Source organism: Streptomyces sp. P9-A4, from assembly GCF_036634195.1.
Classification (GTDB): Bacteria; Actinomycetota; Actinomycetes; order Streptomycetales; family Streptomycetaceae; genus Streptomyces.
Window position 1 is genome coordinate 6424805 of record NZ_JAZIFY010000001.1, and the last position, 13519, is coordinate 6438323.

The 13519-nt window shown below is 72.7% G+C and carries 13 protein-coding genes and 1 pseudogene; 9 read left to right on the plus strand and 5 right to left on the minus strand.

What is annotated here, in order from left to right:
- Nucleotides 1-176: 176 nt before the first annotated feature.
- Both V4Y03_RS28860 and V4Y03_RS28865 read right to left on the minus strand, forming a co-directional pair.
- On the minus strand, nt 177-593 hold the full coding sequence (locus V4Y03_RS28860) for an SsgA family sporulation/cell division regulator (protein WP_317876637.1): 417 nt from the start codon (nt 591-593) through the stop codon (nt 177-179).
- A 132-nt stretch (nt 594-725) separates the two neighbouring features.
- Nucleotides 726-1190, minus strand: a complete 465-nt coding sequence (locus V4Y03_RS28865; protein ID WP_332436816.1) for a (4Fe-4S)-binding protein — start codon at nt 1188-1190, stop codon at nt 726-728.
- Between the two features lie 189 nt (nt 1191-1379).
- Here V4Y03_RS28865 and V4Y03_RS28870 point away from each other — a divergent pair, with 189 nt between their 5' ends.
- Complete coding sequence (locus V4Y03_RS28870; RefSeq protein ID WP_332436817.1) at nt 1380-2591, plus strand: WD40/YVTN/BNR-like repeat-containing protein; 1212 nt, start codon at nt 1380-1382, stop codon at nt 2589-2591.
- Between the two features lie 98 nt (nt 2592-2689).
- Here the strand turns inward: V4Y03_RS28870 and V4Y03_RS28875 are convergent, their stop codons facing one another.
- Nucleotides 2690-2989 (minus strand): YciI family protein, encoded by a 300-nt coding sequence (locus tag V4Y03_RS28875; RefSeq protein WP_332436818.1) that lies wholly within the window; start codon nt 2987-2989, stop codon nt 2690-2692.
- Between the two features lie 107 nt (nt 2990-3096).
- Between V4Y03_RS28875 and V4Y03_RS28880 the strand changes: the two genes are divergently transcribed.
- From V4Y03_RS28880 to V4Y03_RS28890, 3 genes are all read left to right on the plus strand, one after another.
- Nucleotides 3097-3792, plus strand: a complete 696-nt coding sequence (locus V4Y03_RS28880) for an endonuclease V (RefSeq protein ID WP_332436819.1) — start codon at nt 3097-3099, stop codon at nt 3790-3792.
- Nucleotides 3793-3899: 107 nt separating this feature from the next.
- Nucleotides 3900-4034: a morphogenic membrane protein MmpA gene (mmpA, locus tag V4Y03_RS28885; RefSeq protein ID WP_317875573.1), complete on the plus strand. Its 135-nt coding sequence runs from the start codon at nt 3900-3902 to the stop codon at nt 4032-4034.
- A complete protein-coding gene (locus tag V4Y03_RS28890) occupies nt 4031-4402 on the plus strand; it encodes a VOC family protein (protein WP_317875574.1) in 372 nt (123 codons plus the stop codon). The genes mmpA and V4Y03_RS28890 overlap by 4 nt, the downstream gene beginning before the upstream one ends.
- Nucleotides 4403-4549: 147 nt before the next feature.
- Here V4Y03_RS28890 and V4Y03_RS28895 read toward each other — a convergent pair whose 3' ends face one another.
- Nucleotides 4550-5737: a saccharopine dehydrogenase family protein gene (locus V4Y03_RS28895; RefSeq protein ID WP_332437281.1), complete on the minus strand. Its 1188-nt coding sequence runs from the start codon at nt 5735-5737 to the stop codon at nt 4550-4552.
- Nucleotides 5738-5961: 224 nt separating this feature from the next.
- Between V4Y03_RS28895 and V4Y03_RS28900 the strand changes: the two genes are divergently transcribed.
- The 4 genes from V4Y03_RS28900 to V4Y03_RS28915 are packed head-to-tail and all read left to right on the plus strand — an operon-like array spanning nt 5962 to nt 11798.
- A complete protein-coding gene (locus V4Y03_RS28900) occupies nt 5962-7185 on the plus strand; it encodes a CaiB/BaiF CoA transferase family protein (RefSeq protein WP_332436820.1) in 1224 nt (407 codons plus the stop codon).
- The gene (locus tag V4Y03_RS28905; RefSeq protein ID WP_332436822.1) at nt 7182-8324 is read left to right on the plus strand and encodes an acyl-CoA dehydrogenase family protein; all 1143 of its coding nucleotides are present in this window, start codon (nt 7182-7184) and stop codon (nt 8322-8324) included. The genes V4Y03_RS28900 and V4Y03_RS28905 overlap by 4 nt, the downstream gene beginning before the upstream one ends.
- 46 nt (nt 8325-8370) lie before the next feature.
- Nucleotides 8371-9585 carry an acetyl-CoA C-acetyltransferase gene (locus V4Y03_RS28910; RefSeq protein ID WP_317875577.1) on the plus strand — a complete coding sequence of 405 codons (1215 nt, stop codon included), beginning with the start codon at nt 8371-8373 and terminating at the stop codon, nt 9583-9585.
- A 38-nt stretch (nt 9586-9623) separates the two neighbouring features.
- Nucleotides 9624-11798, plus strand: a complete 2175-nt coding sequence (locus V4Y03_RS28915) for a 3-hydroxyacyl-CoA dehydrogenase NAD-binding domain-containing protein (protein ID WP_332436823.1) — start codon at nt 9624-9626, stop codon at nt 11796-11798.
- On the opposite strand, the gene V4Y03_RS28920 is transcribed toward V4Y03_RS28915, so the two are convergent.
- Nucleotides 11785-12522, minus strand: coding sequence for a MerR family transcriptional regulator (locus tag V4Y03_RS28920; protein WP_332436824.1), 738 nt, complete (start codon nt 12520-12522; stop codon nt 11785-11787). The genes V4Y03_RS28915 and V4Y03_RS28920 overlap by 14 nt on opposite strands.
- 187 nt (nt 12523-12709) lie before the next feature.
- Here V4Y03_RS28920 and V4Y03_RS28925 point away from each other — a divergent pair.
- A pseudogene (locus tag V4Y03_RS28925) lies at nt 12710-13492 on the plus strand (Tat pathway signal sequence domain protein); the annotation flags it as partial.
- Nucleotides 13493-13519 lie beyond the last annotated feature (27 nt).

A 13519-nucleotide genomic window follows, 5' to 3' on the forward strand; every position in this document is an offset into this window, starting at 1 on the left:
CGAGAACGGCACACGCGGCACAGGGGGCACGCGCGGCACGGTGTCTCGCAACCTCAGACGAGCAACGTCCTTCTCCGATCAGGTGACGACTAGGACATGGAAGACGGTACGCCGGGGCACGGGAGAGCCGCAAATGAATTACGGTCCCCGAGCGGCGGGGGACCCCCGGCCACCCGCTAAGGGCGCTCGCGCAGCAGCTCCGCCAGATCCTGGTCCCAGTCCAGGTACTGGTGCTCGCGCCCCTCCGGCACCAGATGCTGTGAGCGCTCCAGGAAGCGGCGCAGCTCCGAGGTCCGCACGTGGACCATCGCGACCCCCTCGGGGGCGTGGAACTCGACCACCGTGCGGTCGTACCCGTACGGGCGCAGCCGTACGTCCCCGTCCCCGGCCGGGCGCTCGACGCCCTGCACCAGGAGTTCACGCGCGAACGCCCACGACACCTCGACGCCCTCCAGGGTCGCCGGGGGCGGGAACGCCATGCTCACGGCGTACGGATCACCGCGGTCGTACCGCAGCGTGGCGGGGACGGTCTCCATGCGCGGAGCGGATGCGACCAGTCGGGCCTGGACGGCCTGCTCGATGACGGCGGACAAGACCGGCTCCTCTCACACGGGCTTCGGATCCTGTGCGTCTCCCCGACACCAGGGCACCTGACACCAGAAAGGACGAGCGGAACGGCCGGAACGTGCACTCCGGACGCACGTGAGCTGCGTCACCGGGGAGGGTCAGCGCTGCTCGGGGACGTCGTCGTCCGGTTCGGCGCAGGGTCCGGAGTGGTCGCAGTACGGCTGGTTTCCCGAGGCCCCGCAGCCGCACAGCATCACCCGCGTCTCGTGCCGCTCGCCGGTCGTGCCGCTCACGAGGAGGTCGCCGCGCACGACGAGCTGGCCGGAGGGGGTGCGGTGCACGGTGGTGGGGGAGTCGGGGTGCTCGGCGGGGCCCTCGGCCGGGTGGTACTGGAGCGCTCCGGAGGGGCAGCGGCGGACGACCTCGGCGACGAGGGCGGGTTCGGCGGCGTCGGGCAGCACCCAGGGGCGCCGGGAGAGGTCGAAGACCTCGGGCAGCCCGTGGACGCATTCGGCCGCGTGCAGACAGCGGCGCGGCTCGAACGTGACGGTGATGCCCTCGCCCTCGTACTCCTTGAGCTTCGGCTGCTCGTCGGGCGGGCGCTCGCTCGTGCGGTCGGTCATGGCACCCAGCCTAGGACCTGTCGTCACACTCCCGCCTGCCCCACGGCGCCCGGCGCGCCGAGAGCACGCACCGGACGCCCCACGGCCGCCCTTCGGGCGACGACGGGAGTGTGACGACAGGCCCCGGGAACGCCCGGCGGGGGACGCACCCTGGACGGGGAGCGGCCGGGGGCGCTAGCTTCCGGCGCCATGACGTCCATGGGGAAGACGAGACGAATGATGTCGGTGGGACTGACCGGGGCGGCGCTCGCGCTGACCCTGGCGGGCCCGGCGCGGGCCGGGGAGACCCCCACGGCGGCGACCGCCACCGACACGGCCGACAGCCGGGCGAGTGCGGACACGGCCACGGCCGACGGGCGAGCGAGTGCCCCCGGCCCCGGAGCCGGCTTCGGCGCCGGCGCCACCGCGCCCGGCTGGCAGCTCACGCCGACCGGCACCGACGCCCGCTTCCGGGGCCTCGCGGCCGTCGACCGGGCGACCGCCTGGGCCGCCGGTTCCAAGGGCACGGTGCTGCGGACCACCGACGGCGGCCGGAGCTGGCGAGACGTCTCGCCGCCGGGCGCGGGCGAGCTGGAGTTCCGTGACGTGGAGGCCTTCGACGCCCGCAGGGCCGTCGTCCTGGCCATCGGCGAGGGCGAGGCCTCGCGCGTCCTGCGCACCGAGGACGGCGGCACGACCTGGACCGAGTCCTTCCGCAACACCGACCCACGCGCCTTCTACGACTGCATGACCTTCTTCGACCCCCGTCACGGACTCGCCATGAGCGACCCTGTCGACGGGAAGTACCGCATCCTCTCCACCCGCGACGGCGGCCGTTCCTGGCAGGTGCTGCCGAGCGCCGGCATGCCGGACGCGCTCCCCGGCGAGGCGGGCTTCGCGGCGAGCGGCCAGTGCCTGGTCTCGGCCGGCCCCGAGGACGTATGGCTCGCGACGGGCGGCGGGGCCACCGGGCGCGTCCTGCACTCCGCCGACCGGGGGGTGACCTGGCGGGCCACCGCCTCCCCGATCCCGGCGGGCGACCCGGCCAGGGGAGTCTTCGGGCTCGCCTTCCGCGACCGCGCGCACGGCATCGCCGTCGGCGGCGACTACCGCAAGGACCAGCCGTCCCCGCAGGCCGCGGCGGTGACCGGGGACGGCGGCCGCACCTGGCGAGCCTCGGCCACGCCTCCGCCCGCGTACCGCTCCGGTGTCGCCTGGCTCCCGCACAGCAGGTCGGCGGCGCTGGCCGTCGGCCCGACGGGCACGGACCTGACGACCGACGGCGGCCGCACCTGGCACACGGTCGACACCGGCTCGTACGACACGGTGGACTGCACGCGCGACGGGACGTGCTGGGCCTCCGGCGAGAAGGGCCGCATCGCCCGGCTCACCCCCGGCCGACCGGGCGGGCCGCTGGGCTAGTACGCGGCCGGGGCTTCCTGTACTCCGCCACGAAGGCGGCCGTTCCCGGAACTGCGAAGGCGGCCGTCCCGGAACTGCGCGGGCAGCTGTTCCGGGAACTACGAAGGCAGCTGTTCCCGGAAGGCCGCCAGCCCGTCCGCCGTCTTCGTCGCGTAGAACTCCGTGATGCGGTACGCGCACACGCCCTCGGCGCTGAACGGGTCGGCCGCCGCGATCTTCTCGATCTGCGCGCGGTCGACCCCGGCGGCCAGGATCACCCCGCCGTCGCGCGGATTCTTCCGCCCGGACGCGATGAACAGGCCTGCGGCGTACTGCTCGTCGAGCCACTCGATGTGCGCGTCGAGCAGCGCGTCGACCCGCTCGACGGGCGCGGTGTAGGTCAATTCCAGTACGAACATGAGCGCCAGGCTACCGGGCCCGGTAGGCGCGGAAGCGGGCCGTACCAGCCCTCGGACTCGCCTCGGAGTCCCTCCGGGCGCGCCCCCGGCATAGGGTGGCCCGCACCATGACGATCATCGACATTCCGGCCGGCTGGCCCGCAGACGAGACCTCCGCCCGAGCCGTCCAGCGGGAACTGCGCGGGCGCCTCGTGCGCGAGGAAGAGGGGCCCGCGGTCGGCGAGGGCCACGTCACCGGCCTCGACGTGGCCTACGACGACGAGCGGGACCTCGTCGCCGCCGCGGCCGTCGTGCTCGACGCGCGGACCCTGGAGGTCGTCGAGGAGGTCACGGCCGTCGGCCGGGTCTCCTTTCCCTACGTCCCCGGGCTGCTCGCCTTCCGGGAGATCCCGACCGTGCTCGCCGCGCTCGACCGGCTGGCGGCCGACCCGGGCCTCCTCGTCTGCGACGGCTACGGCCTCGCCCACCCCCGCCGCTTCGGTCTCGCCAGCCACCTCGGGGTGCTCACCGGACTGCCGTCCCTCGGTGTCGCGAAGAACCCCTTCACCTTCACGTACGAGCAACCCGGCCCCGAGCGCGGTGAGTTCGCCCCGCTCCTGGCCGACGGCGAGGAGGTCGGCAGGGCCCTGCGCAGCCAGGCGGGCGTGAAGCCCGTGTTCGTCTCCGTCGGCCACCGGATCTCCCTCGCCAACGCCTGCGCCCACACCCTCCACCTCACCCCGCGCTACCGCATCCCGGAGACCACCCGTCACGCCGACTCCCTCTGCCGCCGCGCCCTGAAAGAGGCGATCGGGGAGGTTTGAGGGCCTGGTTCCGGGCGCCTGGCGGGATCGATCGCGCGGAACGCTTGGTACGACTGAGTACCTGTACGGATACCGGCCCGTGACCCGATCCCGGCAGAGTGGGGGCCATGACGACTTCCCTTCCCGCTCCGCCGCGTTCCGTCGGGCGCGGCCTGAACCTGGTCCTCGCCGGTGCGGTCCTCGTCGCCACGGCGTGGGCCTGCGCCATGGTGTACGTGCTCTTCGCCTGGGCCGCGGCGTGATCGGGCGCCTTCGGTGCCTCGTGCTCGACTGCCCAGACGCCGAGGAACTGGCCTGGTTCTACGGGCAGTTGGTCGGCGGCCGGATCGACCGCCCCGATCCCCGGTGGGCCGTCGGCGAGGGCTCCGTCGTGCTGCGCGGCGAGGGCGGGCCGGTACTCGCCTTCCAGAGCGTGGCCGATCACCGGCCGCCCGTCTGGGGCGCGCCCGAGCAGCAGTTCCTCCTCGATGTGCTGGTCGACGACCTGGGCGCCGCCCACGAGTCCGTCCTCGCGCTCGGGGCGGTCCCGCTCGACGGCGGGGGCGGCGACCCGGCCCGACGCGTCTACGCGGACCCGGCGGGCCACCCCTTCCGCCTGGTAGGGCTCTGACCTCGGGGGCGCAGGCATGGGCGGACGTACGGCGCGGGCCTCGGCGGGCGTACGTCTCCGCCCGTGCGGCTCCGGTCTCGGCGGGCGTACGTCTCCGCCCGCGCGGCCCCCCGCCGCGCCCGCGTGCCGCCCTCGTCCGCCGGCCTGTCAGCCCCGGTGGGCCACCCGGAAGCGGATGCCCGCCGCGCGGAGCCGGTCGATCAGCGCGTCGCCCATCGCGACCGCCGTGGTCACCTGGCCCGCCGTCTTCGGCAGCGGGTCGAAGGCCAGGCAGAGGGCCGACTCGGCGAGCATCTTCGCCGTCTCGTCGTAGCCCGGGTCGCCGCCCGAGACCTCGGTGAAGACCCGCCGTCCGCCGCCCTCGCCGACGAACCGGACGGTGAACCAGCTGCGCGCGCGACGCTCGGCGGACGGCCCCTGACCCGCCTGGTAACGGTTCATCAGCCACTCGCGTACGGGCGGGAGTTGGGCGGCGAGGACGCCCGTGCCGATGGCCGCGGAGCCTCCGATGGCGACCGGGAGCGTCTTCACGGAGGCGTAGTGCCGGTAGCGGAAGTCCGGTCCGTAGCGGTCGATGGCCCTGGCCGAGCGGGCCACGACCTGCGGGTCGAGCGTCGGCAGCGGCAGCGCCCAGGTGCCGGTCTCCCGGCTGAAGCGCGGCCCGCCGATCGGCGCACGGGCCCGGCGCCCGACCAGGCGCGGTTCGTGCAGGTGCCGTTCGCGCGCGGCCCGCAGGATCTCCCGGCCCCGGCCGAACGCGGTGAGGGCGGAGGCGAAGGTGCCGCCGGAGAAGGTGGCCCCGGCCCGGACGAAGCCGTCCACGCGGAGCGGTACGTCCTGCGGGAGCTGCCGCACGGTGAAGTAGACGCCCAGGTCGTGCGGGACGGAGTCGAAACCGCAGGCGTGCACGATGCGGGCGCCGGTCTCCCGGGCGCGGGCGTCGTGCCGTACGTACGTCTGATCGACGAACTCGGCCTCGCCGGTGAGGTCCACGCAGTCCGTGCCGGCCTCCGCGCAGGCGGCGACGAGCCCGTCGCCGTACCAGACGTACGGTCCGACGGTGGTGGCCACCACCCGCGTGGACTCGGCGAGTTCGCGCAGCGAGCCGGGGTCGGCGGAGTCCGCGACGAGCAGCGGCAGCTCCGCGAGGTGCGGCCGGCCCGCGGCGAGCCGGTCCCGCAGGGCCTCCAGCTTGCCAAGGCTGCGCCCGGCCAGCGCCCAGCGGCACTCCGCCGGGGCGTGGCCGGCCAGGTACTCCGCGGTGAGCTCGCCGACGAATCCGGTCGCCCCGAAGAGGACCACGTCGTACGGCCTCGCTCCGGCCCCGCGTCCCATGTCCACGCCCGCCCCTGTGTCCATCCAGCCCCTCGTCTCGGCCGTGCCGCGCCGCCCGGCGCGATGCTCGTCGGCGGAGGATAGCGGACCCCCGACCCGACTCCGACCGCCCCCGGCGCGGCAATTTCCAAGCGCTTGCTCGGCCGGGGGGCTTGTGCCGAGTGGAACACGTTCCTAGCATCTCCGGTGTTACATCATTGGTGTCACACATGCCTGGGGGCTCGATGAGGACGACGCACACCGCCGGGAACGGCCCGCTCACCGGGGTGCGGGTGGTCGAACTCGCCGGCATCGGCCCCGGTCCCTTCGCCGCGATGCTCCTCGCCGACCTCGGCGCCGACGTCGTCCGCGTCGACCGCCCCGGCGGCGCCGGTCTCGGGATCGACCCGGCCCGCGACCTCACCAACCGCAACAAGCGCTCCGTGGTCGTCGACCTCAAGGCGGAGAGCGGCCCCGCCACCGTCCTCGACCTGGTCGAACGCGCCGACGTCCTCATCGAGGGCTACCGGCCGGGAGTCGCCGAGCGCCTCGGCGTCGGCCCCGACGCCTGCCTGGCCCGCAACCCGCGACTCGTCTACGGACGGATGACCGGCTGGGGCCAGGACGGGCCGCTCGCCGCGACCGCCGGACACGACATCGGCTACATCGCGATCACCGGCGCGCTCGGCATGGTCGGCCCCGACCCCGACGGCCCGCCCGTCATCCCCGCCAACCTCGTCGGCGACTACGCGGGCGGCTCCCTCTACCTCGTCATCGGCGTCCTCGCCGCCCTTCAGCACGCCCGCGCGCACGGCGAGGGCCAGGTCGTCGACGCGGCCATCGTCGACGGCACCGCCCACCTCACCACCATGATCCACGGCATGCTCGCGACCGGCGGCTGGCAGGACCGCCGGGGCGTCAACCTCCTCGACGGCGGCTGCCCCTTCTACGGCGTCTACGAGACCTCCGACGGCGGCCACATGGCGGTCGGGGCCCTGGAGGAGCAGTTCTACGCGGAGTTCGTCCGCCTGCTCGACATCGAGGAGATCGCCCCCGCGCGCCGCGACTTCGGGCGCTGGCCCGAACTGCGCGAGGCCGTCGCCGAGCGCTTCCGGAGCCGTACCCGCGAGGAGTGGACCGCCGTCTTCGACGGCAGCGACGCCTGTGTCGCCCCCGTCCTCTCCCTGCGCGAGGCGCCGTCCCACCCCCACCTCGCCGCCCGGGGCACCTTCACCGAGCGGGACGGCATCGCGCAGCCGGCCCCCGCGCCCCGCTTCTCCGCCACCCCCGGCACCCTCCGAAAGGGCCCCGCCCTGCCCGGTGCCGACACGGCGGACGTCGCCCGCGACTGGGCCGTACCCGCCCTCGAAAGCCCCGCCGGAACCGGAACCAGCCCCGCCGGAGCCAGCCCCGCCGGAGCCAGCCCTGCCGGAACCAGCCCCGCCCGGACCCAGGAGACCGAAGCATGAAGCGCCAGCTCTACACCGAGGACCACGAGGCCTTCCGCGGAGTCGTCCGCACCTTCCTGGAGAAGGAGGTGCTGCCCCACTACGAGCAGTGGGAGAAGGACGGCATCGTCTCCCGCGAGGTCTGGCTCGCCGCCGGACGGAAGGGCCTCCTCGGCATCGCCGTCGACGAGGAGTACGGCGGCGGCGGCAACCCCGACTTCCGCTACGCCTCCGTCCTGGCCGAGGAGTTCACCCGGGCCGGCGCCCCCGGGCTCGCCATCGGCCTGCACAACGACATCATCGGCCCGTATCTGACCTCGCTCGGCACCGAGGAGCAGAAGCGGCGCTGGCTGCCGGGTTTCTGCTCCGGCGAGACGATCACCGCCATCGCCATGACGGAACCCGGCGCGGGCTCGGACCTCCAGGGCATCCGTACCACCGCCGAGGACCACGGGGACCACTGGATCCTCAACGGCTCCAAGACCTTCATCTCCAACGGCATCCTCGCGGACCTGGTGGTCGTCGTCGCCCGTACCACCCCGGAGGGCGGCGCGCACGGCCTCTCCCTGCTGGTCGTCGAGCGCGGAGCCGAGGGCTTCGAGCGCGGCCGGAACCTCGACAAGATCGGGCAGAAGTCCCAGGACACCGCCGAACTGTTCTTCCACGACGTCCGCGTCCCCAAGGAGAACCTGCTCGGCGAGCTGAACGGCGCCTTCGTCCACCTGATGACCAACCTCGCCCAGGAGCGGATGGCCATCGCCGTCGCCGGCATCGCCGCGGCCGAACACCTCCTGGAGATCACCACCACGTACGTCAAGGAGCGCGAGGCCTTCGGGCGCCCGCTCTCCCGGCTCCAGCACATCCGCTTCGAGATCGCGGAGATGGCCACCGAGTGCGCCGTCACCCGGTCCTTCCTGGACCGCTGCATCGAGGAACACGCCGCGGGGACGCTGGACGCCGTGCACGCCTCCATGGCCAAGTGGTGGGCCACCGAACTCCAGAAGCGGGTCGCCGACCGCTGTCTGCAACTGCACGGCGGATACGGCTACATGAGCGAATTCCCGGTCGCCCGCGCCTACACCGACGGCCGGATCCAGACCATCTACGGCGGCACCACCGAGATCATGAAGGAGATCATCGGCCGTTCCCTCCTCGGCTGACCTCCCGCCGCCCGACTTCTCACACCCTCATCGCGAAAGGCTTTCCGTGAGCACCGAAGCGTACGTGTACGACGCGATCCGCACCCCGCGCGGACGCGGCAAGGCCAACGGCTCCCTGCACGGCACCAAGCCCATCGACCTGGTCGTCGGCCTCATCCGGGAGATCCAGACCCGCAACCCGGGTCTCGACCCCGCGACGATCGACGACATCGTCCTCGGCGTCGTCGGCCCCGTCGGTGACCAGGGCTCCGACATCGCCCGGATCGCCGCCATCGCGGCCGGTCTCCCCGACACCGTCGCCGGCGTCCAGGAGAACCGCTTTTGTGCCTCCGGCCTCGAAGCGGTCAACATGGCCGCCATGAAGGTCCGCTCCGGCTGGGAGGACCTCGTCCTCGCCGGCGGCGTCGAGTCCATGTCCCGGGTGCCGATGGCCTCCGACGGCGGCGCCTGGTTCTCCGACCCGATGACCAACCTGGAGACCAACTTCGTCCCCCAGGGCATCGGCGCCGACCTCATCGCCACCATCGAGGGCTTCACCCGCCGCGACGTCGACGAGTACGCCGCGCTCTCGCAGGAGCGCGCCGCCGCCGCCGTCAAGGACGGCCGCTTCGCCCGCTCGGTCGTCCCCGTCAGGGACCGCGCCGGACTCACCGTCCTCGACCACGACGAGTTCCTGCGCCCCGGCACCACCGCCGACTCCCTGGCCCGCCTCAAGCCCTCCTTCGCGGACATCGGCGAACTCGGCGGCTTCGACGCGGTCGCGCTGCAGAAGTACCACTGGGTCGAGGCGATCGACCACGTCCACCACGCGGGCAACTCCTCCGGCATCGTCGACGGCGCCTCCCTCGTCGCCATCGGCTCCAAGGAGGCGGGCGAGCGCAACGGCCTGACCCCGCGCGCCCGGATCGTGTCCGCGGCCGTCTCCGGCTCCGAGCCGACCATCATGCTCACCGGCCCCGCCCCGGCCACCCGCAAGGCACTCGCCAAGGCCGGCCTCACCATCGACGACATCGACCTCGTCGAGATCAACGAGGCCTTCGCGGCCGTCGTCCTGCGCTTCGTCAAGGACATGGGCCTCTCCCTGGACAAGGTCAACGTCAACGGTGGCGCCATCGCCCTCGGCCACCCGCTCGGAGCCACCGGCGCGATGATCCTCGGCACCCTCGTCGACGAGCTGGAGCGGCAGGACAAGCGCTACGGCCTGGCCACCCTCTGCGTGGGCGGCGGCATGGGCATCGCCACCGTCGTCGAGCGCGTCTGACCGTCCCGTCCGCACCCCTCAAACGGAGAAGCAGAGTCATGAGCGAGAGCACCACCATCCGCTGGGAGCAGGACGAGACCGGGATCGTCACCCTCGTCCTCGACGACCCCGACCAGTCCGCCAACACCATGAACCAGGCCTTCCGGGCCTCCATCAAGGCGACCGCCGACCGGGTCGAGGCCGAGAAGGACTCCATCCGCGGCATCATCTACACCTCCGCGAAGAAGACCTTCTTCGCCGGCGGCGATCTCAAGGACATGGTCCAGGCGGGCCCCGAGCACGCCCAGGACATCTTCGACACCGCCATCGAGATCAAGAACGCGCTGCGCCGGATCGAGACCCTCGGCAAGCCCGTGGTCGCCGCGATCAACGGCGCCGCGCTCGGCGGCGGCTACGAGATCGCCCTCGCCTCGCACCACCGCGTCGCGCTCGACGCCCCCGGCTCCAAGATCGGCCTGCCCGAGGTCACCCTCGGTCTGCTGCCGGGCGGCGGCGGCGTCGCCCGTACCGTACGCCTCATGGGCATCACCGACGCCCTGCTCAAGGTGCTGCTCCAGGGCACCCAGTACGCCCCGAAGCGCGCCCTCGACAACGGTCTGGTCCACGAGGTGGCGGCCGACGCCGAGGAGATGATGGCCAAGGCCATCGCCTTCATCGACGCGCACCCCGAGTCCCACCAGCCCTGGGACGTCCCCGGGTACCGCATCCCCGGCGGCACCCCGTCGAACCCGAAGTTCGCCGCCAACCTGCCCGCCTTCCCGGCGAACCTGCGCAAGCAGACGGCCGGCGCGCCCTACCCGGCGCCCGCCGCGATCATGGCCGCCGCCGTCGAGGGCTCCCAGGTCGACTTCGAGACCGCGATGACCATCGAGAGCCGCTACTTCACCGAGCTGGTCGTCGGCCAGACGGCGAAGAACATGATCCAGGCGTTCTTCTTCGACCTCCAGGCCGTCAACTCGGGCGCCAGCCGGCCGAAGGGCGTGGAGAAGCGGCAGGTCCGCAAGGTCGCCGTCCTCGGCGCCGGGATGATGGGCGCCGGCATCGCGTACTCCTGCGCCCGCGCCGGCATCGAGGTCGTCCTCAAGGACGTCTCCGCCGAGTCCGCCGCCAAGGGCAAGGCCTACTCGGAGGCGCTCTGCGCCAAGGCCGTGAGCCGTGGCCGCACCACCCAGGAGAAGGCGGACGCCCTCCTCGCCCGGATCACCCCGACCGCCGAGGCCCGGGACCTGGCGGGCTGCGACGCCGTGATCGAGGCGGTCTTCGAGGACACGGCGCTCAAGCACAAGGTCTTCCAGGAGATCCAGTCCGTCGTCGAGCCCGACGCGCTGCTCTGCTCCAACACCTCGACCCTGCCGATCTCCGAGCTCGCGGAGGGCGTCGAGCGCCAGGCCGACTTCATCGGCCTGCACTTCTTCTCGCCCGTCGACAAGATGCCGCTGGTCGAGATCATCAAGGGCGAGCGGACCGGCGACGAGGCGCTCGCCCGCGCCTTCGACCTGGTCCGGCAGATCAACAAGACGCCGATCGTCGTCAACGACTCGCGCGGCTTCTTCACCTCCCGGGTGATCGGCCACTTCATCAACGAGGGTGTCGCCATGGTCGGCGAGGGCATCGAGCCCGCCTCCGTCGAGCAGGCCGCCGCGCAGGCCGGCTACCCGGCCAAGGTCCTCTCCCTGATGGACGAGCTGACCCTGACGCTGCCCCGCAAGATCCGCAACGAGACGAAGCGGGCGATCGAGGAGGCCGGTGGCACCTGGACGACCCACCCGGGCGAGGCCGTGATCGACCGGATGGTCGACGAGTTCGGGCGGCCCGGCCGGAGCGGCGGAGCGGGGTTCTACGAGTACGGCGAGGACGGCAAGCGCGGTCGCCTCTGGCCCGGCCTGCGCGAGCACTTCACCAGGCCCGGGTACGAGATCCCCTTCCGCGACATGCAGGAGCGGATGCTCTTCTCGGAGGCCCTGGACACCGTCCGGCTCCTTGAGGAGGGCGTCCTGACCTCGGTCGCGGACGCCAACATCGGCTCCATCATGGGCATCGGCTTCCCGGCCTGGACCGGCGGCGTGCTCCAGTACGTCAACGGCTACGAGGGCGGCGTCGCCGGCTTCGTGGCCCGCGCGCGCGAGCTGGCGGAGACGTACGGCGAGCGGTTCACCCCGCCGGCCCTCCTGGTCGAGAAGGCGGAGCGGGGCGAGGTCTTCACCGACGCCTGAAAGCCGTGCTCAGCTCCTCGCTCAGTGAGCGCTGGAACGCGGTGAGAAGGGCCTGGACCACCATCGGCTGCATGTGCGCCGAGAGCGACTTCATCGCGCTCAGGTGGTCGGGGTCCTCCCCGCTCTCCCGGTACGGGCTCCACACCTCGTCCCGGAACAGCCGGGAGAGCTCCTGGGCGGCGGCGCGCGCGTGCTCCAGGAGTACGGTGCGGGAGGCGAGGATCGTCTCGTGCTCGATCGGCACGTCGAGCAGCTCGACGCCCAGCCGCAGCAGCGAGCCGTCCAGCCGGAAGGTGTCGTCCTCGGCGGTCCGGTCCAGCACCCCCATCGCGGCCAGCCGGTCCACGTCCTCCTCGGTCAGCGCCCGCCCGGCGCGCCGCTCCAGCTCGCGCCGGGTGATGGTCTCCGCGGACTCGGGCGCCCAGGAGGCGACCAGCGCCCGGTGGATCGCCAGGTCCTGCGCGCTGAGGTCGGCCGGCAGCTGCTCCAGGTACCGCTCGATCGCGGCCAGCGTCATCCCCTGCCGCTGGAGCTCCTCGATCAGCGCGAGCCGGGAGAGGTGGCCCTGTCCGTAGTGGCCGACCCTGCGGGCGCCGATGACGGGCGGCGGGAGCAGCCCCCGGGTCCCGTAGAACCGTACGGTCCGCACTGTGACCCCGGCCCGCGCGGCGAGCTCGTCGACGGTGTAGCTGGGCCCGTCCTCCTGGTCCGTCCCGACGCCCATCCGAGGTGCCTCGCTTCCCGTGCCGGCGACCCGCCGGTCCGGGTCGCTTGAACAGTATTGCTGTCTCACCGGTACTGTAGAAGAGGTCGGAAGGGGACCGTCCGACATGTTGGTTAGGAACCTTTACTTACTGTTCCGGCTCCGGCACGATGATGCGCACCTGGCAACCTCCCGACAGGGGTGACACATGAAGCGCAGGCGCACCTTTCCCGCCGTGCTGGCCGCGTTCGTCCTGGCCGTGCTCGGGCTCGCACTCCCTTCCGGCTCCGCCGCGGCGGCTCCGACGTGGACGCTCCGCTGGGCGCCCGACCCCGCCGCCGTCGGACTCGGCGGCTTCGAGACCGTGGAGGACGACCGCGCCGACTCGCATCCCGGGGGCGCGCCCCACATCAAGGCCGCGGGGGACGCCTATCGATTTGACATGCACATGGTCGATCGGGACACCTCCACCGACCGTCAGCGCCAGGAGGTCACCGGCAACCGGACCTCGCCCTCCGGCTACCTCCAGTGGCGGCTCGGTGAGACCTGGCGGGTCACGTACTCGATGTACATCCCCAGCTCGCTGATGGCCACGACGAGCTTCACCCACATCATGCAGACCAAGCAGCCCGGCACCGGCACCTCACCGATCACCGTCACCTCGCTGCGCCGCGTCAACGGCGTCCAGACCATCGAGCACAAGGTCATCGAGGGGGACGTCCTGGTCGGCCGGACGAACCTGGAGCCGCTGCAGAACAAGTGGATCGACATCGAGTACGAGATCAGGATCGGCGACGGGACGGACGGCTCCGTGCGCTGGGTCGTGAAGAGCGGCGGCACCACGGTCGTCGACGCGACCAGGACCGGCGTCGACACCTTCCTCGCCGACCGGGTACGGCCCAAGTGGGGCATCTACCGCTCCCTGGGCGACACCTCCGGCTCGCTGCGCGACACGTATCTGCTGCTGCGCGACCTGCGCGCGTACCAGCTCACCGGCGGCACCCCTGGAACCGATGTC